This is a genomic window from Colwellia psychrerythraea, assembly GCF_000764185.1.
In the GTDB taxonomy this organism is placed as follows: Bacteria; Pseudomonadota; Gammaproteobacteria; order Enterobacterales; family Alteromonadaceae; genus Colwellia; species Colwellia psychrerythraea_B.
Genome location: NZ_JQEC01000075.1, coordinates 122,846 through 148,696 on the forward strand (window position 1 = coordinate 122,846; position 25,851 = coordinate 148,696).

Annotated in this window: 20 protein-coding genes; 4 read left to right on the forward strand and 16 right to left on the reverse strand. The window is 37.7% G+C overall.

Annotated elements, in window-relative coordinates:
- Positions 1-33 precede the first annotated feature (33 nt).
- The 14 genes from GAB14E_RS00105 to GAB14E_RS00050 all read right to left on the reverse strand — a co-directional run bounded on the left by GAB14E_RS00105 (position 34) and on the right by GAB14E_RS00050 (position 16,611).
- The gene (locus GAB14E_RS00105; protein ID WP_231562138.1) at positions 34-1,434 is read right to left on the reverse strand and encodes an FAD-dependent oxidoreductase; all 1,401 of its coding nucleotides are present in this window, start codon (positions 1,432-1,434) and stop codon (positions 34-36) included.
- 306 nt (positions 1,435-1,740) lie between these two features.
- On the reverse strand, positions 1,741-2,436 hold the full coding sequence (locus GAB14E_RS00100) for a nucleotide-binding protein (RefSeq protein WP_033084663.1): 696 nt from the start codon (positions 2,434-2,436) through the stop codon (positions 1,741-1,743).
- Position 2,437: 1 nt separating this feature from the next.
- Positions 2,438-4,543 carry an SLBB domain-containing protein gene (locus GAB14E_RS00095; protein ID WP_033084664.1) on the reverse strand — a complete coding sequence of 702 codons (2,106 nt, stop codon included), beginning with the start codon at positions 4,541-4,543 and terminating at the stop codon, positions 2,438-2,440.
- A gap of 10 nt (positions 4,544-4,553) precedes the next feature.
- Positions 4,554-5,282: an OmpA family protein gene (locus GAB14E_RS24355; RefSeq protein WP_197061267.1), complete on the reverse strand. Its 729-nt coding sequence runs from the start codon at positions 5,280-5,282 to the stop codon at positions 4,554-4,556.
- Positions 5,283-5,416: 134 nt separating this feature from the next.
- Positions 5,417-5,767 carry an STAS domain-containing protein gene (locus GAB14E_RS00090; RefSeq protein ID WP_052094194.1) on the reverse strand — a complete coding sequence of 117 codons (351 nt, stop codon included), beginning with the start codon at positions 5,765-5,767 and terminating at the stop codon, positions 5,417-5,419.
- Between the two features lie 232 nt (positions 5,768-5,999).
- Positions 6,000-6,923, reverse strand: coding sequence for a uridine diphosphate-N-acetylglucosamine-binding protein YvcK (yvcK, locus tag GAB14E_RS0123650; RefSeq protein WP_052094196.1), 924 nt, complete (start codon positions 6,921-6,923; stop codon positions 6,000-6,002).
- Between the two features lie 189 nt (positions 6,924-7,112).
- Positions 7,113-7,754 carry a sugar transferase gene (locus GAB14E_RS00085; RefSeq protein ID WP_033084665.1) on the reverse strand — a complete coding sequence of 214 codons (642 nt, stop codon included), beginning with the start codon at positions 7,752-7,754 and terminating at the stop codon, positions 7,113-7,115.
- Between the two features lie 8 nt (positions 7,755-7,762).
- Positions 7,763-8,947, reverse strand: a complete 1,185-nt coding sequence (locus GAB14E_RS00080) for a glycosyltransferase family 2 protein (protein WP_033084666.1) — start codon at positions 8,945-8,947, stop codon at positions 7,763-7,765.
- On the reverse strand, positions 8,941-10,035 hold the full coding sequence (locus GAB14E_RS00075) for a glycosyltransferase (RefSeq protein ID WP_033084667.1): 1,095 nt from the start codon (positions 10,033-10,035) through the stop codon (positions 8,941-8,943). The genes GAB14E_RS00080 and GAB14E_RS00075 overlap by 7 nt, the downstream gene beginning before the upstream one ends.
- A complete protein-coding gene (locus GAB14E_RS00070; protein ID WP_033084668.1) occupies positions 10,032-11,510 on the reverse strand; it encodes a GumC family protein in 1,479 nt (492 codons plus the stop codon). The genes GAB14E_RS00075 and GAB14E_RS00070 overlap by 4 nt, the downstream gene beginning before the upstream one ends.
- Position 11,511: 1 nt before the next feature.
- Positions 11,512-11,982: a hypothetical protein gene (locus tag GAB14E_RS00065; protein WP_033084669.1), complete on the reverse strand. Its 471-nt coding sequence runs from the start codon at positions 11,980-11,982 to the stop codon at positions 11,512-11,514.
- A gap of 314 nt (positions 11,983-12,296) precedes the next feature.
- A complete protein-coding gene (locus tag GAB14E_RS00060; RefSeq protein WP_033084670.1) occupies positions 12,297-12,788 on the reverse strand; it encodes a hypothetical protein in 492 nt (163 codons plus the stop codon).
- Between the two features lie 34 nt (positions 12,789-12,822).
- Positions 12,823-14,904: an LruC domain-containing protein gene (locus tag GAB14E_RS00055; protein ID WP_033084671.1), complete on the reverse strand. Its 2,082-nt coding sequence runs from the start codon at positions 14,902-14,904 to the stop codon at positions 12,823-12,825.
- A gap of 252 nt (positions 14,905-15,156) precedes the next feature.
- Positions 15,157-16,611: a sigma-54-dependent transcriptional regulator gene (locus GAB14E_RS00050; RefSeq protein WP_033084672.1), complete on the reverse strand. Its 1,455-nt coding sequence runs from the start codon at positions 16,609-16,611 to the stop codon at positions 15,157-15,159.
- A 176-nt stretch (positions 16,612-16,787) separates the two neighbouring features.
- On the opposite strand from GAB14E_RS00050, the gene GAB14E_RS00045 reads away from it, so the two are divergent.
- From GAB14E_RS00045 to GAB14E_RS00030, 4 genes are all read left to right on the forward strand, one after another.
- Positions 16,788-18,074 carry an HD domain-containing phosphohydrolase gene (locus GAB14E_RS00045; protein ID WP_033084673.1) on the forward strand — a complete coding sequence of 429 codons (1,287 nt, stop codon included), beginning with the start codon at positions 16,788-16,790 and terminating at the stop codon, positions 18,072-18,074.
- 275 nt (positions 18,075-18,349) lie between these two features.
- Positions 18,350-20,020, forward strand: a complete 1,671-nt coding sequence (gene glnS, locus GAB14E_RS00040; protein WP_033084674.1) for a glutamine--tRNA ligase — start codon at positions 18,350-18,352, stop codon at positions 20,018-20,020.
- Between the two features lie 142 nt (positions 20,021-20,162).
- Positions 20,163-22,310: a transporter substrate-binding domain-containing protein gene (locus GAB14E_RS00035; protein WP_033084675.1), complete on the forward strand. Its 2,148-nt coding sequence runs from the start codon at positions 20,163-20,165 to the stop codon at positions 22,308-22,310.
- 2 nt (positions 22,311-22,312) lie between these two features.
- Positions 22,313-23,164, forward strand: a complete 852-nt coding sequence (locus GAB14E_RS00030) for a hypothetical protein (RefSeq protein ID WP_231562139.1) — start codon at positions 22,313-22,315, stop codon at positions 23,162-23,164.
- Between the two features lie 110 nt (positions 23,165-23,274).
- On the opposite strand, the gene ilvN is transcribed toward GAB14E_RS00030, so the two are convergent.
- Together ilvN and GAB14E_RS00020 are read right to left on the reverse strand one after the other, a co-directional pair.
- On the reverse strand, positions 23,275-23,772 hold the full coding sequence (gene ilvN, locus GAB14E_RS00025) for an acetolactate synthase small subunit (protein WP_033084676.1): 498 nt from the start codon (positions 23,770-23,772) through the stop codon (positions 23,275-23,277).
- The gene (locus GAB14E_RS00020) at positions 23,772-25,499 is read right to left on the reverse strand and encodes an acetolactate synthase 3 large subunit (protein WP_033084677.1); all 1,728 of its coding nucleotides are present in this window, start codon (positions 25,497-25,499) and stop codon (positions 23,772-23,774) included. Before GAB14E_RS00020 ends, ilvN begins: the two co-directional genes overlap by 1 nt.
- Positions 25,500-25,851: the final 352 nt, after the last annotated feature.

Genomic DNA, 25,851 nt, shown 5'->3' on the forward strand with positions numbered 1-25,851 from the left:
ACAGCCACTGTAGTTTTCTGCTGCTTTGAATTATCAATTATTTCGTTGTAGACATCGTCCTCTGGGCTCGTCACCTTCATGTAGTACAGTGTCAGAATGTAGGAACTGTGCTGCCTGGGCTGAATCTTTCACTTTGGATGCACTGCGAGCTAACATTTCGGTTTCAAATTCAGTTAACACACTTTCCCTTATTCCAGTTTCTCGCCATTGTGAACGAGGTCGACACTCTATTGAAATCTTCCGGGCCAGTGCCAGCGCATCCAACAGCGCTTGATTGGCGCCTTGTCCTTTGAAAGGACTCATAGGGTGAGCTGCATCGCCGATCAGAGTCACTTGAGCTGAGTTTTCCAATAGACTGGACTCGAGCAATGTCCGATCATATACAGGATAACCAGAAATTTGATTTGTTAGCGTTGCCGTCAAAATTTGAGGAATAGGATCGTGCCAATCACATCTACGACATGCTTCTTCCTTAAGTGCTTGTGATCCTTGAGCACTTAACGCCTTAGCTTCTTCTTCTGGCATTGGGAAGCTAAGTTGCCACATTACAGAATCTGAGGCATAAGGCATCATGTAGATCCGGTCATGGCCATTGGCGGTTTGAAATACAGTAGCCGAATCAAGTAAAGCGCTTTGTAATTCACCTAGATCGGCCAAAGGGCAAATACCCAAGATCACAATACAACCTAGATAACGTAAAGGGCTAATGTTCTCACCAATTAATAACTGCCGCACTGAGCTACGAATACCATCAGCTCCGACTACCAGATCTGCTTTAGCGCTTTTGACTTCTTGCTTTCCTAGGACCTGGAAGCTCAGTTCAACAGCTTCACCATTATGTCTACTAGCACTTTCTTTAAAATCGACTAATTTATGGCCCCATTTAACTGAATCATGTCCACCCAGTTGTTCCAGTAAAGCTAAACGTAAAGATTGCCGGGCGATATGCACATTTCTGCGCTTTACCGACGGTTTCACCTCAGAGGGTAGCCATTTTCTGATGCCCCATTCACCGATCACTTTTCCTTCCGTGGTATGCACCACATGTCTTGTTGAAATTACACCTTCCTTTAATGAGGAAATTCCCAAAGCTGCAATCGCTTTACTGGCTTGTTGCAAAGTGAGTCCATAACCCTGAGATCGAGCGCCGAAGCCGCTATCGCGTTCATAAAGCGTAAAAGGAATGCCACGGTGCTTGCAAGCCACAGCCAAAGCGACGCCACCTATACCGCCACCAATAATAGCAACATGTGGGTAATTTTCTGTATCGGCAATAGGGGAGGTGTCAGAATGTACTAAACCAGAGCCGCCACAGTTCAAACAGTCATAGAGGTGACCCTTCGGGCGAACGGGAGGTGTGCCTTCGCCATTTTGTTGTTCAAATAGTGCTAACGCCTTTTGAAAACTGAGTCGTACTTTTTTGCGTAGCCTCATGCTTTTTTTGCCGCGGCCCTGACATTCCAGACAAGTAGTCCAATTATTTTGTTTATTTTCCAACTATTGCACTACCTTTTTTATTTCGCCAGATTGGCTTAAGCCTCTAAAAAAGACATTTTAACCGATCCAAGCAACGCTAAGCTAATGTTAAAAAGCTGATTCTGTATTTTATTAGCTTTTGAGTAAGTTCACTGACGTAGTTTTAGATAGTTGGCGGTTAGTTTCTACCTGATTTTGATAAAATACTGATCACAGTTCTAACATAGCTCAGAGGTGGGCGTTACTTTAAAAGAGCTGCAACGCCTAAACAGAAATGTTGAGTAGCACTAAGCTGGCAAGTTTTTTTCTAAGTTTAACCATTAAGTTAGGCAGTAAGCGGTTAAGGCGATAGGTTTCTCTTTGCAATTCAGTTAATAGTGAGGGGTTACATTTATCGTTTATTATCGAACCAATTAAGTTAACTTTGTTTAGTTTTAGCTTTTCAACACTCTCTTGTATTAAGTTTGCTGGCGTCGTGCCTGCTTCAATGACCAGTAAAGCACCTTCGCACACTTCGCAAATAATCTCAGCGGGTATGTTACTTTGATTTAATGAGGTTAATGCTGAGGTATCAAAAATAATACAATCAAAATTCACTAGCCATTGTTTGATTGAGGCAAGTAATAAATTACTTTCCCGATATTGTAAAATATCTTGAATTTTTGTTGGCGCAGGCAGAAAGCTATAGCCTTTACTTTCAATGGGTATTATGCTGTTTTTAGTCGGAGGCTCTGTCATTATGCTTCTTAGTTTTTCGGATAAAGCCGGATTAAAGGTATTCATTTCAACCAATAAAACTTTCTTACCAACAATTTGTGCTCGCTCTACAATTGCTTGGGCAATAGTCGTTTTTCCTTCACCAGCTTTCGCAGAAGTTATCGCTAAAGTTTTATAACCCGAACCAATAGTTTGATTATAAATGCTTTCAACTTCGGCATAATGAATGGGTAATTCTTGCATATTATAAGCCTCCAACAATAGCGACAAGTGATACGATACTGAGCATGTCTTTGACATTATCCATAAATACATTCCAATTACTTTGCGAAACGTCAGGTACAAAAATGGTGTCACCCACTCGTACCATAGGTAGTGTGGTAAAATCTGGGTGCTCAATGAATTTCTCTAAATCAAAAACTTGACTGATATTTTCTTCTGATTGACTTTGCGAAATATTCACTACCATAATTTTTTCTAAATAAGCTGTTTGGGTGGGACCACCTGATTCAGCTAGAATATCTAAAATTGTCATATCTGTACTGAACTTGTAGCGTCCGGGGTTCTCTACTGCACCAATTATTCGAACCGTTTGCTCTTTTTTATTGTCTATCCATTGTTTGTTTCGTTCAGGTACATAAATGGTGTCACCAGATTTAACTGACGGTAATAAGGTTTCATCGCCGGTTTCAAAGTACAACCCCAAATCAAGAGTACTCACTTTACTTTTAAAGTTATTACGGTGGGTTATTTTTATATTGTGAATGTCGGCATGTTGATTCGGTCCATCAGCAGCGGAAAGGATATCTAAAAAGTGCAATTTATTATTAAAAGCATATCTTCCAGGTTGGCCTACTTGCCCGAAAACATAAATTGATGACTCTTGAGATTGACGTAACCAGCGCGCTTTATTATCAATAACATCACGAGGGCGTTCACTGATAATTATGGTGTCTCCGGCAGAGACTTTAGGTAACAATGAAAAGTCACCGCCTTCAGTAATGAAGTGATCTAAATCAAAGGGCTGCATGCGTTTCTCTTCGCCATTTTTTAGCACTCTAACTTGAGACATGTCAGCATCTTGAGTAGGCCCGCCAGCATGAGCCAAAATATCAAGGAAGCTCATTTCATCGCCCCATTCGTATCGACCTGGTTTTTTCACTGCTCCCATTATTCTGATTGACCTATCAGGGGTAATTTTAAGCCATGACTTTTCGTTCATGTCGGTTTTTTCAGGAACAAAAATGGCATCGCCTGGCGAGACAGTTGGAATGGTAACTTGTGTTAACCCTTCGGTATAAGCTTGTAAGTCGAAAGCATCAACTTTACCAGTAGTGCGAATAATTCTAATTTTTCTCGATTCAGCAAAACGTGTCGGACCGCCTGCATTGGCTAAAATATCAAAAAACTTAGTACCTGCTGGCGCTTCATAGGCACCAGGTTTGAAAACCTCACCCATGACATAAATAGTGCGTAATCCGCTTTTAACTTCTTCTTCTTGGATGGGAATAAAGAGGGTCGATCCAGGTGTGATCTTTGGCATATGAGAAGCGTCGCCGGTATCTAAATAGGTTTTTAGATCAAAAAGTTGTGGTGTACCGTTGTTAATTACTCGAATGTGCTCAACACCAGCATAGCGAGTTACACCGCCCGCTCTCATTAACATGTCGACCACGGTATTGCCTTTTTTAAAAGAAAACACCCCAGGTTTAAGTACTTCACCAAATACTTTGATCGCTGTTTTGGCTTCAGAGCCATCGCCACTAGCGGATAAGGTCGCTGCATCGAAGTCCATTTGAACATTACCAATTAAAGGTGAGGCAGGTACAAATAAAACATCTAAGGGTTCAATTTTAGGCAAGATTGAAAAATCACCGGTATCTAAATAACTTTTATAATCAAAAACGGTTACTTTACCCTGACGATTTAACTGTATTCTATCGAGTTGAGCACCCGCTATAGCACCACCGGCTTTTTGCAGTGCCATTTGTATGTTGCCCTCTTCAGGTAGGTCTATCATTCCAGGAACTTCAACAAAGCCTAATACCTGAATAGGTACTCGTCTTTCAATTAAGTAAATTTTAAAATTATTTATAGCGCGATATTCTTGACCTAAAAGCTTAGCTAGCCCTGCAGTTGCCTGCGAGAGTGTTTTACCAACAATTGCAACTTTACCTATTTCAGGTAAGTTGAGGGTGCCATCACGTTTTACTTGAAAGCTATTTTCAAAGTCAACTTCACCGGGAATTTCTATTTGTAATACGTCACCAGGGCGGATGATAATTTCTGTTGAATGAACATGGCTAATAATAAACAAACAACTTAAAAAGGTTATTAATAATTTAAACATGATCACTCTCCTAAATGTTGCTTTTCTCGCTGGTATCTAAAAATAGGGTGATAGATGTATAGCGATTAAACACTCTTGAAACATCACTTTTCTCTACTTCCCTGATATTTTCTTCTCCCTTAGTTTCTAGAACAATTCGTGATGCTTCTATTCCTTTATCGGTAAAATACTTTTTAACGTTTTGCGCCCGTCTTTTACTGAGCTGCTTGTTGTATTGTGTAGTTCCTATGGTATCGGCATGACCACTGATAAGTAATGTAGCGTTTGGGTAACTGTTAATTAATTCAACAAGCTTATTAAGTGACTGGTAATAAATTGGCTTTATTTCTGCTTGGTTAAAATCATGTAAAGTTTCAGTAATTATTAGGTGACTTTTTTCAAACTGTCTTTTAGGTTCAGCTATTGGCCCCTCTTTAGCTATTACTGGTGATGATGTTGCTTTTTCACATTGATTAAAGTCTCCCTCATCGTACCAACGTTTAAGTACTATATTTTTGTGGGTTAAGCCGCAACCTAATTGATCATTTATATATTGATTCACACAGCGGATTTTACGAACTTGTCGGTCAAAAGCGACCAGAGTTATAAAAGCATCTTTTTCCATACCCGCTATATGTTCTGCGTTTGCTCGTGTGATATAACTTTGTGCAATAGCTAATTGTCCAGAGATACATGCTGTCGACGCTTGTTGTTGTAATAACAGCAGTTCAGACTCTGCGCTGGTTATGTAAACCTTCATATGCGTCTTGTTTAACGTTGTTGAAACTTTAACAGTCGAAAGTGATCGGCTGTTGTGAGCTACTGTTTTGGTTGAACTACAGCCAGATAAAACTATGACAGCGCATAGTGACAACAAAATAGGCTGGATAATCATTAGCTGGCAACTTGCAAGTTGGGAGATGTTTCTAAATAACAGCTGATGTTGGGGTAACAATTTATCGTTTTATCGAGAAACAGCATTTCAAATAGCTCTAGTGGTTGTTGTGTTAAACCTGTGACGGAGACACTAAAACCTTTAGCTACCATTCTTTTATATAAAAAAACGATTGCCCCAATGCCCGATGAATCGATAAACGGTACTTGTTCAAGGTCGAAGATAATATTTGTACTTAATTTACTATACGCTTCTATATCGTCTTTCATGACATTTACTGTATCGGCATCAAAGTTGCCATGGAGTGTAATAATAAAATCATTATTTATTTTATAAGTTTCATTTAACATAACAAACCCACCATTTAAGTTAATACACTATTAGATAAGCAATGTTCGGGCCAATAATAATGTATGTATTTATCAAGGGTTTATACTGTTTGTGTACGATGAGCTTTTAGAGTGAAGCAAAATAGAATGCAAATTGCGAATTGCAAACTAAGAAATAACGAGCAAGTAATGTTAAAGCCGGTATTTGCTAAAGACAGAAGACAGAAGACAGGTAACAGCTAGCAGTAGGACATTACAGTCGTTGAATTAGCTCAAGCAGTTGTTCTCGATAAAATGGCTGTTGATGCTGTCCTATGGTATCAGCAGGAAGATCAGCTATGGTATAAGGTTCACAGAATTGAATAGAAGGGCAGACTCGATGACGAGGAATTAATGAATGAACAGTTTTTGTTAATCCTAACTTTTTTATGAATTCCAGCTGGTTATATATTTCGTTATCAATTTCGTTTTGCTGCTTATTCAAGTTGTTATTGAACTCGTTTTCAACATTGGTAATAAAATACACTTTTAGTTTGGTATTGTGATTAATAACATCAATCACAGCGTCCATCAATAAACAGGGTAGGGTGCTGGTATAAAAACTGCCAGGACCTAGAAATAAAATATCGGCATTTTTTAAGTTATGTAAAACTTCTTCACTAGGGTTAACTCTTGGTGTTAGCACTAGTTTATTAATGCCTTGGTTCGCGTGCTCGTCTACGGCTACTTCGCCGACGTAACAGTGATTTTCACAATGACTGACAAGATTGGTCACTATATCAGACATAGGTAAAATGTTTGCTTTTATACCTAAGTATTCCCGCATAACCTGCACTGTTTCGGTCGGTCTAATACAAAGAGAATCTACCGCGCAAAACATTAAATTTCCTAGGCTATGCCCTGATAGATCACCTAGTTTGTCAAAGCGGAATTCAAATAACAGTGTCTTTGTTGATGACTCTTTAGTTGATGCCGCTTTAGATAATTTTGATAAACAATAGCGAATATCTCCCCAAGAAATGGTATCACAGCTTTCCCGCAAACGGCCGGTAGAGCCGCCATTGTCAGTGGTACTCACAATGCCAGTTAAATTGACAAAGTTAAAACTATCAACAACTTCTAATAGGTGACCTAAACCGTGGCCACCACCAATACAAGTCACATTAATATCTGTCATAGAGTAATACCCGTAATGATTCAATATACACGTTTTATTGAGTTTAAAAAATACATCTGTGGCGTTACTCATTTTTGCTAGAGAGCAACTATCCTTGCAAATGAGTGCTTTACCGCTGGAATTTTTAACTCACCCTAAATTCCCGTCTTTTAAATGACTACGGGTATAGTATCCTTTATATTTAGGGTGTTACTGGCCACGACCTAACACCATAATAAGTAGGGTTTTAAAAATAATTTTTAAATCCATTAACAACCATCTATGTAGTTTAGTAAGTGAAAGCGAGTATGCAAAGTCATAAGCTATTTTAGTTTTAACATCATCAATGCAAGTATCATATCCTTGATTAACTTGTGCTAAGCCAGTAATGCCCGGTGTCATATCGTATGTACGCTCAGAATAAAAAGGTATCTCTTTTTCTAGATTTATGACTATTTCAGGTCTCTCAGGTCTAGGGCCAATAAGTGACATTTCACCTTTAATCACATTAATGAATTGAGGTAACTCATCCAGGCGGGTTTTTCTAAGTAGTTTTCCAACATAGGTCAATCTATTATCGTTACTTGTTGCCCATACAGCACCGGAACTCGCTTCGGCATTATTAACCATAGTGCGAAATTTAATCATATTGAAATACTTAATCTGTCCCGCTTTCATTTTTCCTACTCTGACTTGACAATAAAATATGCTTCCCTGTGATGATGATTTTATCATCACAGCTATTACTACAAATAAGGGCAGTGTTAATAACAAACATGTTATTGAGAAAGTTAAGTCAATGGCTCTCTTAATGAGCGTGATACTTGGGTGAACAAAGCTAATGTGTTTCATAATATCTCCTAAATTTTAGTCCAAATTTTTTCTTGTAAACCAAATATGTATTTTAAAGATCCCTTTAAGGCGACCCAGTAACCGTTGACTAAATAACAAATCAATTTTAAAGCATTCAATTTAGGTGAAATGTGAAATAAATTAATAAACAAAACAAGGCTATATAAAAACACTTGGCAAGAAAATATTAATAAGAACAAATAGTGAATAGGTAAAAGGTAAATATTGCAGGCAAAGATAAACACTAAAATAAAAGGTGTTATTGCTCTTAGTGCTTTCCCTGAGGCGAAATTTACCGCATTCCAACCGTATTTAGGTGATAATAAAGGTAACAAATAGATCAGTTGTTGAAAATTTCCTGCTGCTATTCTTAAACGTCTGCTCATATCTTGCTCTAGGTTGACTTGCTCAAGCTCTATAGCGACAACTCTCGGTTCATATATCACACGGTAACCTTGTTTAATGACATTCATGGGGATTAAAAAATCGTCATTGATGGTATCTTCAGGAACTTCTTGGTAACAAGACTTCCTTAGTGCATAAAAAGCGCCATGAGCCCCTAACACACTAGCAATAGAGCTTTCTCTTGCTTTAACCATAGATTGATATCGCCAGTAACATTGCTCACCAGCAGTGCCTTTTTGAATAAATTGATAGCCGCCAGATACAGCACCAACCGTAGGGTTTTTAAAATGACTAGCTAACATCAGTAAGCTATTTACCGGCAATAACGCCGAAACATCACTAAAGACTATATTGTCAAACTTTGCTCTGGATACGCCCTCCTTGAGTACTGCAACTTTACCTCGATTATCTGTGAAGTTTATCAATTGCACTTTTAAATCATGACAAGCAAGTTCAGCAAGTGTTTGTCTGGCAATATCATGGGTATTATCTTGGCAGCCATCACAAAGTAAAATTAATTCATACCGATCACTTGGGTAATCAATAACACTTAAGTTCCTAATTTTCTCTGCAATAAATTTAGCTTCATTAAATGCCGGAATAATAATAGAAAAGCAATTTAGTTTTTTGTCTTCATCGCTAAATATATAACGACGTGCGGTAATTTTAGGTGTTTTTACCTTTTTATCTTTAGCGGCAATTTTAAGCAGTAAGGGATAAATTGCATGATGGTAAATCACTAAAAATATGGCCACAGCAAAGATAATTATCATTATGATGTCTAACATAACTTCCACCTTAAATCAGCTTGCGTTAATGACACATATTGGCTGATCATCTTGTCTATTGAACGTTTATTTTCTATGAAAACTCTGGGAGAAAGTGTATTTTTTTGATTGAGAGAACTTAGTAGTGCTTGTGAGAGCAGCGCGGGATTGTTAGGTTGAACAACCAGACCTGTTTTACTGCAAACTGCTTCTTTACAGCCACCCACATCGGTTAAAACTACAGGTACTCCGCAGGCTTGGGCTTCCATGGGAGACAAGGGTAGGCCTTCATTATTTGACGATAGACAAAATACATCAATTAGCGGGTAAAATGTGGTCATATCTTCAACGTGACCTAAAAAGAAAACTCTTTTTTCTAAATGTAAATCAATAATCTGTTGCGCTATTTGTGCTTTTAAACTACCTGTTCCTGCCAGTAATAAACCAATATTACTGGGTAAATTGTGCATTGCGTTGATTAATACATCATGGGCTTTGACTGATTCTAATCGAGCAGCACAGCCAATAAATTTGAGCTCTGTCGGCAGGCCTGCTTGCTTGAGTAGCTGTTGCTTATTAACCGTTGACGGTTTAAATTTATTTGTATCTATACCATTAGTAATCACAACGGGGTTTAATGATGGCATTAAACGGTTAACTTGCTCGGCAACAAAATTAGCGTCAGCGACATAGATAGGGCGGACCAGAGTAACAATAAGTTTTTGTAATAACCTAGGTTTAAAGTCAGCTAAGTGCCAAGCATCATGCTCGGTATGAATAATATGGGGAACGTTGGCTAATCTTGCTCCTATACCACCATAAATTAATGGGCCTATATGATGGGTATGCACATACATTGGCTTAACTTTGATGAAAAATTGTTTCAATTGAGTAAATATATTTGCTTGCCAGCCCGGTTTTTTGTCTAACATATGGATAAACGCTTTAAAGCCATCAATATTATTCCAATAACATTTAACATTCTGTTTTTCTAATGAAATGATGTGTACATCAAAAAACGGTTGAGCAGCTCGTTGAAACTCTAGCGCAAAACTTTCTATACCACCTGGTTTTAAATGTTGAACAACATGAACAATGACTGGTTTCATAATTTTTCTCCTGAATTTTTGATATTTTCAAAAGGTTTATTGCCAATTCTTGGTATCCGAGTTATTACTGGCGCAGAGGTAATTAATTCGAGTTGATATTTTGCGCGAATTGATGTGTCAGCGAGTTCAGCGAATAAAGCTAAGCCACCACCTAAACATATTCCGCCAATAATGCCGGCAATTAAAAATATCGACAGTGGGAAGTTAGTTGGTGAGCTAGGTTGATACGGCTCGTCTATTATTTTGATTCTTTCGGGTTGTTCAAACTTACCAAGAGCGCCGGTGATTTTTGCTTTTTCATAGCGATACAGTAAATCACTATACAAACCTCGTTTTACCTTCAGGTCTCTCTCTAGTGTTAATAGCTGTCTTTCCATTTCACCAGTACCGGAAAGTGAGGTTTTTAATTTGTGTGTTTGTCTTGTTATGGAGTTAATTTCTTCTTTAATTTTTTCAACATGGCTATCGGCGAATTGTAATTCTTGTAATTGTGAGACTAATAATAAGTTTTGACTGTTTTCTACTTCACCATCTTGCATACGATTAGCAATTTCCCATAAACGATTTAAATCAACTTCGGTTATTTTGTAAGATGCCTTGCTTTGGCTAATTCGTTCGTCTTCGAGTTGTGATAACTTTCGAAGAGATATTTGTACCTTGCTATGTCGGTCTGTGTAGCGCGAACGTAAAATAGCTAGCTCGCTTTTGGTTGTTACTATGCTTTGTTCTATTTCACTCATTACAGGATCAACTTGAGCAAGCCTAGTACGAATAGATCTTTTAGCCGCAATAGCGCCTGACAATTCAATTTTTTTCTGTTCGAGTAACATACTTAATTGGCTAAAACGATTGCTATTGGCACTATAAAGTCTGGGTAAGTGCTCTGCATTTAATTGTTTAAAGTTAGCTAACTTAAATTCAGATGCTTGTAAATCGGCTGTTTTCAAGGTTAATTGTGTTGTTAGAAAAGATTCTGAGGCATCAATTGCTGATAATTCAGGCGCAAGAAGTTTTTCTAAAAATCGTTCTCTAACCACGAGCAGGACATCGACGATGTTCTCAGGTGAGTCAGTATTGTAAACAAGTTTGACTAAATCTTTACCGATCAATTTTACTTTAAGCGCCAAGGATAGCTCTTTAACTAATTGATCTTTTTCAAAGTCAGTTGACTGTTCATTGATTAGCTTTAGATCTTTGCCGACATTTATTAACATATGACGGCTATGAAGTAAGGTATCTAAGGTTGTCATTCTGTTTTCTAAGTCTGTAGATACAGATAAGTCTTCAAGAAACGGGTTCATTTTAGCGCTTTCTTGTACCAGTATTGTTGTGTGTGCTTGCCAAGCTCTCGGCGAAATAAAGCAAGCCATTATCGCGATAATAGGTAAGACGATTGCAGGTAAGGTGATTAAATAACGCTGGCGCCATATCGCGGATAAAATAAGGTGAATATTTATAATTATCGATGTTGTCATATTACGCCCCAGTCACTAAATTAATTGTGTCGTTTGTTAATTTAGGAGCAAACTTAATAGTAACTTTTTTATTGAAGTGATTAATGTACAGACGTAATGCTTGTGCTCGGTCAATTGAAAGTGCTAACTGGTGCAGTTTATTGTTACCTTTAGCGGGAGCAATGTTAATGATAATGTGTTTACTGTTCTGCATTAATAAAGTCGCTAATTTTATTTTATCACTCGAGTTCAATTCCTCATTATGCAAACTGTAGGTAAAAGTATGATGTTGTTTAGCTACTTTTTGTGAAACACGTAACGCTTGTATGCTTGATAAAAGGGCTTTATTAACGTTTTTTTTGTTGGAGTGGTTATTTGCGGCATAACTTTCTTTTTCGATTAATGCCACTGAGTCACTTATCGAGGTTGAAACACAACCAGTACAAGTAAATAGGGTTAGAGCAAAAATGCAGTTTAATGAAGTAGATTTCATATGGCATCACCTTATTTATTGGTACTTATTCATTCTTATCATAAGTAACTTCATATTACGTGCCACAATGTTTGTTATTGTTATTTAAGGGGTTTTATTTAAATTAAATTTATTATATTTAAATAAAACTAATTTTTTGCGTTATGCTTTTTAAAATGCGATTCAAGGTGGGGACTTTAATAGCAGTCATATTTGTGACGAGCTTAGTGACGAGAAGAAGTCATGAATTAAGTAAAATGATTGAAAAACTAACCCATTAAGGCGTTTTATTTGCCTTAATGGGTTAGTTGGTAGCAGAAGAGTTTGTCAGCTTTTTAAATAGCTATTTTCCAACTTTTGCCTGATTCAGTTATATTCCAAAAGAGAGTTATCGGCTTTGCTCCTGCTTCAATCGGCCAGATTTGCGCAACTATCATTGATTCAGCGGTACTTAAAGATAAAGAGAATACTTGCTTTTGTGTATTGAGCGTTGCTCTTAATTTGCAACTATCGTAGTTAATATCTACGCTACTATTTTCAACGGTACCTGTTTCAACTGTAAAGTCGGTGCAGATGTTAATAAAGTAGTTGACTGAGCTTGAGGGTGAACTCGGTAAAGTAACTTCTAAATCCGTACCTGAAAGCAAGTTAAAATCAGTTTTAATTACCAAGTCGCTGGTGGAGATTGCTACTGGGGCTGGCGGCGTTTCTACCCCCGCTGTTGATGAACCTTCCTCTTCTTCACCACCACAGCTAGCTATCGTGAAGATTATGACCATGTTAAGCGTAATATTTAGTATCATGTTTCTTATTAAATTAATATTCATCTTGTCTACTCCCTTTACCGGTATTAGTCAGCTGTTAATAAAGTTTAGAGTTTATCGAATTACTTTGAGAGAACCAGGTGGTCTCATTGTTGCCATTACTTTCGACGAATGTTTGAAATTTTGGGTAGGCTTGTAATATGTCAACCATTTCTAGTGGGTGTTTCCATTCCTCGGTTGAACCAGGATTGATAGCTAATGCCCAGGGTAAGCCGTTATCATTTTGATAGGTCAGGTTTTGCGAGGTCGTGTCTTCAGCCATACCGAAAATACTCTGGTCAGCTTTAGAGGTAGGTGCCTTGTTTTTTAAATGAATTTCTAACCCTCGACCGGGGTGATAAAATAGATCGCCATGATAGCTTGCTGTCCGAGCAAATATAAATGGGTTATAAGGTGCTTCAGGAAACAGCGCTAAACTTATCGGAGTGATAAATGGCACTGTTACACTAAAGGTCATCAGTGAAGAGTTACCACAATTACTTTCTGTTCGATAATATAAACAGTTCTGGGTTAATTGAATATGACTACGTAAATCATCAGTTATTTTAATGACTAAATATTGGGTATCTTCCTCAATAACATTTGTCTCTTGCAAAACACCATTAATTTCGAAACGCACTAGGTTGCTATCAACATTATCAGGTAAAATATTATCCAATTGAATGGCAAAGCCATTACGATAAGAAGCACCAGATGCCTTTAATTCTCCTTGAAATTCAATTTGTTTTACTTCAAATGAGTCTGTTAATAACAATGATGATTGTTGAAAAATAACGACGTCATTCATGTCGTAGTCACCTTGCTCTGGCCAGCTATCTTCAAAGGCAATGTAATAAGGGGTATCTTGAATTTGGCTATTACCCGCATTGGTTACTAGTACCCTATAATCCTCTACTTCACCGTCGGCAACTCCGCCGCTGGTTTGTACAGGCGCTACTGAGGTGAACCTAGCTCTAGTCCAAGTAAAACCATTTAGAGCCGTGATGGGAGTATTCACTAAAATAACCTCAGTAGTGTTATCTATATACTGATCGGAAACTAACTTTTCCTCAGATGAAAATTCACCATCACGATTCCAATCTCCCCAAATACTAAGATAGCCGGCGCCGGTTGCTTCTACTTGAATGAGACTATCGCTGCCAGCAAGTAATGGTGTTAAAAACGTAACACCATCATCTTCATCGGTTTTTGGATAAACATTCGCATTATGTTCAGTAGTAATAGTGCTCCCCAAATAGATATTACTTATACCGTGCCTGGCACCATTACTGAATAATGTCGTACCATAACTATCAGGAGCATCACCATAATCCGTTGTTGCGGGAATTGATTCATCAACAATTGGAGCCATCGCACAACGGGCGCCATCATTTTGTGAAGCACTTGGGCCATGCGCAAATAACAGTGCTGTAGGGCTTGCATCATCTAGGTCAATAATAAAAACATAACCATCACTGTTTCTACTGATGTATAAGTGGCCGTCAACATCAAAATAAACAGCGCCAAATGTACCTTGCTCACCTACATCACCAAGCGCAGTAGCGGAGCCGTCATCTGCATTTATTTGGTATAGCTGGCCATTTTTATCAACTGTATAAAGAAAATTATTACTCGGATGAAAAGCAAAGTCGAAAATGGATAATGACAATGATTGACCATCAATTATGTTGACCACTTTAAGATAATTGTTGGATTCTTGGTCTAATGAGGCTTTATATAGGCCATAATTGGCACCCTTTTTATAAAAGTAATAGCTATTTTCGTTGAGCGCGACATCACCAACGTAGAAATTAACACCGGGGTTGTCTTCTAGTGTAATTGGCGTCGCTTGGTAATCGCTGCCAATGCGAACTAAGGTGCCCCATTGATAACCCCAGCCATAAATATAATTGTCATGAAAATTAAAGCCGACGGCATTAATTTTATTATCAGTTCCCAAGTCTCCTGATAATAAGGAGTAATCACCAGTAACTAGATTTACGCCGTAAAGTTGCGCTACTGTTTGTTGCATTAGAAAGGCCTTTGAAGGACAACTTTCAAAAGGGTCAGCACTTACTGAGCCATGAAAAAGTATCAAACAAGCTAAAATACAACCCTGAACCTTTTTTAAATACAACATAATTAAACTCCTTTGCATGTATGTTTACAAGGTAGCAAAGAACGTTCCACTTTTATTGTTACTACGTATCAATAGGTTAGGGGGGATTGGCGTGAGGGGGCTAGCGGATTTGCAAAATGCAAAGCACAAAGCACTTTAATAGGAAGGTAGGGCTAATTTAATTTATGGCAGTATATATAGAATGGCAACTATTTTATCTTTAACTGATGCACCTGTTACAACCAAACGAGCATCAGCTAGCATAAATTATGATTACCAATCGAGTTTCTTTCTGTATATGGTCGAAGGACTAACTTCTAACATGGCTGCAGCCTTAGGGATATTGCCCTGACAATGTAAGATTGCCGCTTCAATCGCCTCTTTTTCTACTAGCCAAAGAGGCTGGATTTCGCTGCTATTTTTTATAGTACTATTCATTGTATTGTTATGAGAATTAATCTTTTCCACAACTGGTTGGACTGACAGCGCGGATGTAGGTTGAATCGCCGCATAGTTTCTCACTGTAGTTGATAATGATTTTATGATCATTTCCGAAGTTATTTGCTCACCGCTATTTAATATGACCAAACCATGAATTACATTTTCTAATTGACGAATATTACCGGGCCAGTCATAAGCACAAATTATCTGAATGGCATTACGAGAGAACTTTCTAAAATGTTTTTTCTCGACTCTGCTGTATTTTTTTAAAAAGAAACTGGCAAGATGCACAAGATCGCCACCTCGTTCCCTTAACGGCGGCAAAGCCATGGTAATAACATTAAGTCGGTAATATAAATCTTCCCTGAACTCTCCTTCTATAACAGCGGTGCTAATAGAATTTGAGGAGGCTGAAATAATTTGCGCATGAAATTTCAAGACCTCATTGGTGCCCAATGGTGAGAATTCTCGTTCTTGTACTACGCGTAAAAGTTTAGCTTGTAAAGGTTTAGATAAGGTTGTGATCTCATCTAAAAACAAGCTGCCTTGCTTAGCAGCAGAAAATAAACCCTCTTGACTTGAAACTGCGCCGGTAAAGGCGCCTTTTTTGTGACCAAATAATTGCGATTCAATTAAGTTTTCTGTGAAGTTGGCGCAATTTACAGCGATAAAGGGCTGATCTTTATGGTAACTTTCCGAGTGACAAGCTTTAGCTACTAACTCTTTACCTGTACCTGTTTCTCCAGTAATAAAAATGGGTGCATTGGTACTAGAAGCGTGTCTGATACTATCAAAAAGCTCATGCATGGTTTCATCTTCAGCGACAATACCGTGAAAGTTAATTAGCCCTGTTAACGGTGTATTGTCTTCATCACTTGGAATAACAGTCACATTCACTTTTCTGCTAAGTGCTTTATCGACGACAAACTTTAGCTCTTTATTAACCCAAGGTTTGCAAATGTACTTTTCTACTACGCCAGAGCTAAAAGCCGCAGACACAAGATCAAAATCTTGATAGGCAGACAAAATGATCCGTTGAGATTTAGGCCAGCGTTGCTTTATTTTTTCTAATAATTCACAACCATTCATGTCTGGCATATGTTGGTCAGAAATAACCACATCAGGCTGGTTGGTTTGGCAATATTCAAGCGCAGCAATAGGTGATTGAAAATCAACAATGTTGGCTTCAATATTATGCAAAGCTCTTTTTAATGCTTGCAATATATTGCCATCATCATCAACGAGTAATAAAGTCGGTAGAGGCGAAGCGCTATTGTTATTATCCATAATAAATGCCAAATTGAGAATGCTTACCTTTAATGATAGAAGATAATTGCAATTTAATAATAGTTATTTGCACTTTGCGTCTTCATATACAAATAATCAGCTATAATTTACGGTAATAATTGTACAATTAGTTTTATATAACACTTAATTGATGGTCGATAACCAAGGGATAATAAATGGATAAACCTTCATTACTAATACTTGATGATGAAAAGGAAGTACTTAACGCATTAAACCGTGTGTTACGTAAACATTTTCAATTGTATTTATTTTCAGATGCTAATGAAGCCATAGGCTTTTACCGAGATAACCCGAATATTCCACTCATTCTGACAGATATGAGAATGCCGGTTATGGACGGGGCTACCTTTTTGGGTAAAATTATTGAAATTAATGGCCAGTGTAAACGGTTTTTGTTAACCGGCCATGCCGATATTAATTTAACCGTGACAGCCGTTAACGAAGGGAAAATATCTCACTATTTTTCAAAACCATGGGATAACGAGGAGTTAATTGCAGAGCTGAAAAATGCTTATGAACTATTTATCAATGAAAGAAAAACTAAGCAATTATTAAAAGTTAATTTAGCTAAAAATGCTGAACTATCACTTATTAATAGCTCACTTGAATTAGAAACCAATAAAACTCAACAAAAATTACAGCTGATCTCTACCCGTGAAGCGAATAGCTTTGGTCGACTTAAAAAAACTTTTTCAACTTTCATCGATATTTATGCAGAAACAATTTGTTTACATACACAAGATGTTACTCGCCACAACTTTCGTGTTGCTGCTCATGCTCGGCTAATTGCAGAAAAACAAGGTTGCAATAAACTCACCATTTTTCAGATCTATATTGCTGGTTTATTATATGAAACCGGAAAGTTAGCACTTGAACAATGTTTACTGAATAAGTCTGTTGAAACTATGTCGCAACAGGAAAAAAATCTCTACGGTGTTTTTTATCAGAAAAGTTATGAGCTACTCAATAAAGTTGATGAGCTTTCCTTTGTTGCCGAAATAATAAAGAACATCCCCGCCAGCTATAATGGTAATACTGCTCCTGAGCATTTAGCCGCAGAAGAAATCCCATTAGGCTCGCGCATTATTGCTATCGTTTCTATGTATGATAATTTAGTCAATGGCCGTCAAACACAGCTTAAAACGCCTACTGTAGAAGCCAAGCACCGTATTAAAGAATTAGCTAAGACTATGTTTGACCCTAGTTTGGTTAATCAATACTTAACCGTCTTAGCAGAGCAGCCAAGTTCAAAGGAAGGTAAAGTAGACTATTTGTTAAATAGCAGTGATTTACGAGAAGGTATGACCTTAACTAGAGATATTGTTAATACCGATAAAAACCCAATGTTGACTAAAGGCACGGAAGTTGAGCAACATCATATTGATAAACTTATCAAAATAGAAAAAGACCAAGGTGAGTTTTTTCTTATTTATGCGTGTTAATTTCCTCTGTAACTAGGCGCTAAATCACAATGATAAACTTAAACCTTAAGGACTAATTGAGAACGAAATACATCCATTGGCAGGATTATGTTTATCACTTCAATAAAGCACTGAGTATATTAAGCAATATACTCTTATGTAACGCTATTCTCCCCCGTAAACACTTGCTATAATGGCAAAATCTTTGTGCGTAAATGCACTTTATACCAAGCTTGTAGCAAGCGGACCAATCAATTAATCCGCTTGTCTTAGGTTCTTTTCAGAGGTTTATTTTCATGTCGGATACCGAAAACCGCCCAACAAACTTTATTCGTAATATCATTGATGCTGATTTAGATAGTGGTAAACATACCAGTGTGCAAACACGTTTTCCACCAGAGCCAAACGGTTTTTTACATATTGGCCACGCCAAAGCTATTTGTTTGAATTTTGGCATTGCCCAAGATTATAACGGCAAATGTAATTTACGTTTTGATGATACCAACCCTGAAAAAGAAGACATTGACTACGTTCATGCCATTCAAAAAGATGTGAAGTGGTTAGGTTTTGAGTGGGCAGGCGAGATTAATTATTCGTCTAATTACTTTGAGCAATTACATGGTTTTGCGGTTGAGCTTATTGAAAAAGGTTTAGCGTATGTGTGTTTCTTAAATAGCGATGAAACCCGTGAATATCGTGGTACCTTGAATAAACCCGGTAAAAATAGCCCTTATCGCGAGACCTCAGTTGCAGAAAACTTAGCCTTATTTGCCAAAATGAAAAATGGTGAGTTTGAAGAAGGCATTTGTTCATTGCGTGCCAAAATAGACATGAGCTCAAGCTTTATGTGTATGCGTGATCCTATTATTTACCGCGTGCGTTTTGTTAATCATCACCAAACAGGGGATAAGTGGTGCATTTACCCAATGTATGACTTTACTCATTGTTTATCTGATGCACTTGAAGGCATCACTCATTCTATTTGTACCTTAGAGTTTCAAGATAACCGACGTTTATACGACTGGGTTATTGAAAATGTATCAGTACCTTCTACGCCACATCAATATGAGTTTTCACGTTTAAACCTTGAATATACTTTGATGAGTAAGCGTTTATTAAATTCATTAGTTGATGAACATTTAGTTGAAAGTTGGGATGACCCTCGTATGCCAACGATTGCCGCTTTTCGTCGTCGAGGTTATACGCCGGCATCAATGCGAGAGTTTGCCAAGCGCATCGGTGTAACTAAAATGGAAAACACCATTGAAATGAGCGTTTTGGAAGCTTGTATTCGTGAAGATTTAAATGATAATGCGCCACGTGCTATGGCTGTTTTAGATCCTATTAAATTAGTGATTGAAAACTACCCGGAAGATAAAAGTGAAGAGCTTATTGTTAAAAATCATCCAAGTGATGACGAGAAAGGTACAAGAATAGTGCCATTTTCTAAAGAACTTTATATCGAAGCTGAAGATTTTAGAGAGGAAGCAAACAAGAAGTACAAACGTTTGGTTATAGATAAAGCAGTACGTTTACGTGGCGCATATGTTGTTACGGCAACACGTTGCGATAAAGATGACCAGGGTAATGTTACCACTGTTTACTGTAACTACAATGAAGATACCTTGGGTAAAAACCCAACGGATGGTACTAAACCTAAAGGGGTTATTCATTGGGTTGACGCCGATAAGTCACTGAATGCTACAGTGCGCTTATATGATAGGCTATTTACTGTACCTAATCCTGCGGCAGAAGATGATTATAAGTCAGTTATCAATCCTGAGTCGTTAGTCACGATTACTGGCGCTAAAGTTGAGCCGTCATTAGCCGATGCCAAAGCTGAAAGTGCTTACCAGTTTGAGCGTCAAGGTTATTTCTGTTTGGATAATGATATTAAAGTGCCTGGTGAATTAGTGTTTAACCGCACCGTAGGTTTACGAGATACTTGGGCTAAAATCAGTAAGTAGCCTAAAGAAAAGCAGTATCAAAAGCTGAACCTTTTGTGAATGAAGCCAGTAATAAGTTATCTACACTTACTACTGGCTTTTTTTTTGTAAGATCTGTTAGTCTTATATAAAAATATAAACTTCATGAATTAGGGCATATTTGATGAATAAACAGTTAGTTGCAATAGTAGTCGCAAGTTTTTTTATGCTACTTACCTTAGCAGGTTGTCAAGATGCGCCCTCAGAAGAGGAGGGTGCTAAAGCCGCTCTTAGCAAGGAAAGTAATCCTAACGGTAGTAAAGACAAGTTAAAACTTCCACTGAAAAAAGTTGTAGAAAAAAGAACTGCAGCCAGGACATGGTCTGAAATTAAAGAATCAGGCTATATCAATGCGGTAAAACTTGATTGGCAGTTAGAATCAGCTTTACCTCGAGCAGGCTCGACCAGTGCCTATCACACTACGCTATTACAAGGCTTTGCCGATGAGCGAGGCTTAAAAATCAACTGGTTGAGAGTGAGTAACTTAGCCGACATGTTTGCCAAACTATCAACTTTTGACGTTGACATTATCCCTAGGCACTTAACCATAACGGCTAATCGTTTAAATAAATTCAGTTTTTCCTATCCGTTATTGCGTGATAAGGAGGTTGTTATTGCTAAAGCCGGTAAACATAGCTTTAACGAGTATGACGATAATAATATTTCCCTATCTGTTGGCTCCGCTTATATTGACAGTGTTAATAAGCAATTTCCCCATTGGCAAGTTAATATCGTTGAAAAGAAAGTTAGTTCACAAGAAGTGGCTGATAGTATTGCTGATGGCACTGTGGAATATGCAGTTATTGACGGCTTTGCTTTAGAAACCTTAAAACAATATCGTAATGATATTCAAAATGTATTTACTTTGCCTAAAGCCGTCAACCTCGCGTGGGCAGTGAATTTAGGTAATGATAGTTTCTTACATGAACTGAATGAATTTATTTCAGTTCATCACGTGATGCAGGTCATAGAGCCAGAACGTACTATTGACTTTAAACAGTTAAGAAAAGATAAACTTCCCCTGCGCGTTATTACTCGAAACAGCCCTGAAACCTATTTTTTGTGGCGAGGTGAATTACTCGGCTTTGAATATGAATTGATGCGTAAGTTTGCGGATAATCACAAGGTAAAACTGGTTATTGTTGTGGCTGATAGTTATGAAGAAATGTTGGCCTTATTAGCCGCAGGTAAAGGCGATATAATTGCCGCTGGTTTGTCTAGAACCGATGCAAGAAAAGCACAAATAGCTAAAGAAAAATTAGTGACGAGTCTGCGTTATAACCGGGTAAAAGAGCAATTAGTCGCTCACCAAGATAGCTTGCCTATCAATGAACTTTCTGATCTAAAAGGTCGTACCATTACCATCAGAAAGAGTAGTAGCTTTTGGACAACAGGACAAATGTTAGCGAAAGATTATGGCGCAAATATTGTTCTCGCTAATGAAGATATAGCAACAGAAATTTTAATTGGTCAAGTTGCCGATAAAGAAATTGACTTAACCATTGCTGATAGTAATTTGATTGCCATTGAGAGTAGTTTTCGCTCACAAATAATAACGCCATTAACCTTTAAAGAAGATGTGCCTTATGCCTACTTAGTTAGGCAAGGTAATCCACAATTACTGGCTTATTTAAATGAATTTATTAGAAAGTACTATCGCGGTACTTTTTATAATGTGGTTAAGAATAAGTATTTCCATAATGAAAAGTTACAAGAGAGCCATAAAAAACACCGTTTAGTTTCAGGCTCTACGTTATCACCCTATGACGATATAGTGCGCACTTATGTTCAGCCTTATAATTTTGATTGGCGTTTGATCGTTTCACAAATGTATCAAGAGAGCCGGTTTGATCCCCTAGCCACTAACTCAACGGGTGCTTTTGGCTTAATGCAAATGTTACCCCGAACAGCACGAGAGCTTGGTGTCGAAAATTTAAAAGATCCAGAACAGGCTATTGCTTCAGGTGTGCAATATTTAGACTGGACGCGAGATAGATTTTCTAAAGACTTACCTGTACAAGAGCAAATATTCTTTTCACTTGCCTCATACAATGCCGGATTTGGCCATGTAAAAGATGCACAACGTTTAGCAAGGCAGCTGGGGTTAAGAAGTGACAAATGGTTTAACAATGTTGAAAAGGCAATGTTATTACTGCAACGTCGTCAATATTATAAAAAAGCACGTTTTGGTTATGTACGGGGTCGAGAGCCGGTAAATTACGTACGTGATATTCATCAGCGTTATTTAAGCTATATTCGAATCACAGACTAGAAATGGCCATTGTAAATATGTTTATCAAATACAGTTTTTTCATACTGTTATTATTTGCTATACAAAGCTTAGTGGTTGTCAAAGCACAAGAGATAGAGCCAGTGCACTATGCCTATGCTAATTACTTAGGTAGTGGTATCTATCGAACCACAGGGCAACATGCGAGCTTGATCAGTATGCCTTTTTCGTATGAAATTGGTCAGAAAGGTAAAACTACTTATGGATTACGTTTACCCGTTTCGGTTGGATTTTTTGATTTTGGTTTAGCAGACTTGCCCGATCTTGAATTCCCTGATGAGGTTGGCACAGTCACCTTCACCCCTGGTTTGGCTTTTAATTATCAATACAATCAAGACTGGCAAATACAGAGTTATATTGACCTAGGCTATGGCCGAAATCTCACCACAGATAAAGGGGTTAGTGTTTTCTCTAGCGGGGTGTCTGCACTTTTTGAGTTTGATATAAAAAATTATGACTCCATTTGGGCAAATAGAATTTATTATGCCAGTTATGATGGTAACGGTTATGAGGCTCAGGATTCTTATGCTGCGCTGCAAATAGGCATAGACTCTGGGTTGCCACTACAATACCAGGTATTCGGTTATCAGTTTCAGCCGAGAGTTTTTGCCACGGCTTTTTGGTACTTTAGTGAAGTTGATTTTTTAACTGCACGCACACAAAGTTTTGATGAAGAAAGAAATGTCACGCTAACCAATAGCTTGGAGTTTGGTTTCACTTTGAAGTTCGCTAAAACTATAGGCTATTCTTGGGCGGGAATTGAAAGGCTAGGGTTAAGTTATCGTTATAGTAAAAACTTTAGTGCTTTTCGTCTGTTGTTTAGTTTTCCAATTTAAAAGTGACCACAAGGAAAGCGCTAAGGTTTGCTTTAATATTTGTAAGTATATTTATAACGGTATTTATAACTAACAAAGAGACATGATGCCCCTTTGTTAGTTTTTACTAGTTAAATACGTAGTGCTTTATCTCCACGGGCCATACCAACACAACCTGAACGAGCTGTTTCAATAATTTCAGTCTCATTTTGTAAGGCATCAATAAAAGCATTGAGCTTTTCTGCATTACCGGTAAGTTGCACCGTATAAACTTGTTTGCCAATATCAATGATATTACCGCGAAATATTTCCGTTATCCGTGTTACTTCAGTGCGAGTTTTATCATTCATAGCACCGACTTTTACCAATAGTAATTCACGTTCGATATGTTTTCTATCAGTAATGTCTGTGATTTTAATGACATCAATAAGCTTATTTACTTGTTTAACAATTTGCTCTAACACCTTGTCATCACCTTTAGTGGCAATGGTCATACGGGATAAACTATTATCATCAGTTGGCGCAACGGTTAAGCTTTCAATATTAAAAGCGCGTTGAGAAAATAAACCAACGATACGTGATAATGATCCCGGTTCGTTTTCCATTAAAATAGCTAAAATTCTACGCATTATGCTTTAACTCCTTTCTTTAACCACATTTCGTCAATAGCACCGGTACGAATTTGCATCGGGTATACATGCTCTTTCTCATCAACCATGACATCGACAAAAACTAAGCGGTCTTTGATATTAAAAGCTTGGGTTAATTTTTCATCCAACTCATCCAAGGTGTCGATTTGAATGCCGACATGACCATAAGCTTCAGCAATTTTGACAAAGTCAGGTAAAGACTCCATATAAGAAGAAGAGTGACGACCGCCATAAACCATGTCTTGCCATTGTCTAACCATGCCAAGTGAGCGGTTATTTAAAGTAACAATAACCACAGGTAAATTGTATTGTGAACAAGTAGAAAGCTCTTGAATATTCATTTGAATAGAGCCATCACCCGTAATACAAATAACGTGTTTGTCTGGAAAGGCTAACTTCACGCCCATAGCCGCAGGTAAACCAAACCCCATAGTGCCTAAACCACCTGAGTTGATCCATTGACGTGGTTTTTCAAATGGATAATATTGCGCAGCAAACATCTGGTGTTGACCAACATCAGAGCAAACATATGCTTCACCCTTAGTTATTTTATACATGGCTTCAACCACGCGTTGTGGTTTTATTTTGTCACCAGGATTTTCATCATAACTGTTACTTTTGACTGCGCGCCATAAGTTAATTTGTTGCCACCATTGGCTTAACGCTTTTTCGTCAGGGGTAAAATTAATTTCCTTTAATTCATCCAATAACTGCTGCATAACTATTTCCACTAATCCAACAACCGGAATATGAGCATTAATCGTTTTAGAAATAGAGGTTGGGTCAATGTCTACATGAATAATGGTGGCATTGGGGCAGAATTTCTCAACATTATTAGTGACCCTGTCATCAAAACGAGCTCCTAAAGCTAAAATAACGTCAGCATTAGCCATAGTTTTATTTGCTTCAAGACTGCCATGCATGCCTAACATGCCAACAAATTGTTTATGGGTACCTGAAATTCCACCAAGTCCCATTAAGGTATTTGTTATTGGCGCCTTAAGTGTTTCTACTAGTTCAGTGAGCAATTTAGCTGAATCAGATATGACAATACCACCTCCAGAATAGACCACTAGCTTTTTGGCATGAGCAATAGTTTGTGCTGCTTTTTTGATTTGCTTGGCGTGACCTTTAACATTTGGGTTGTAGGAGCGCATTTTAATATCAGTTTCGATATTAAAAGGTCCCTTGTTCTGTGGAATTAAAATATCTTTAGGTAACTCAACCACTACAGGACCCGGTCTACCCGTATTTGATAAATAAAATGCTTTGGCTATGGCAATAGGAATATCCGCTAAGGTCCGACAGTTAAAGCTGTGCTTGATGATAGGCCGAGTACAACCAATGATATCAGTTTCTTGAAAAGCATCATTACCGATAAGTGACGTTGCTACTTGTCCGGCAAGTACAACCATAGGGATTGAGTCCATATAGGCGGTAGCTATGCCAGTAATGCAGTTGGTCGCGCCAGGCCCTGAAGTTGCTAATACCACGCCAACCTCTCCGGTTGCTCTGGTATAGCCATCAGCCATATGTGTGGCCGCTTGTTCATGGCGTACCAGAATATGCTCAATTTCATCTTGTTGAAATATAGCATCGTATATATCTAAAACGGAACCACCGGGGTAACCGAAAATGTATTTAACCTTCAGCGCAGACAGTGATTTAACTACCATCTCAGCACCAGTAAAAAGTTCTGTTGTCATACCATCACCTTGATTATTTTATTGTAAATAATATTTTAAAATTGAATTAATAAATGTTGAGATAATAAAAAACCCTCGGTCTTAAAAAGAGCGAGGGTTTCTTGATATTACTGCTTAATAATTTTTGCTAAGCACAAGGTATCCCCGCTAGTGATGAAAGCACCACTACGACTAAGAGGACGACATTGAGGACAATTATTTTATAAATCATACGAATTTAGCAAAAACTTAAATTATTTTAATTAGTACTATTTTTAAAGACTTTACTCGCTTGTGTCAACCAATAAATACAAAAACACTTAAAAATCCCTTTATATTATTTTTCGGTAAGTATTGACGGTGACTTTATATG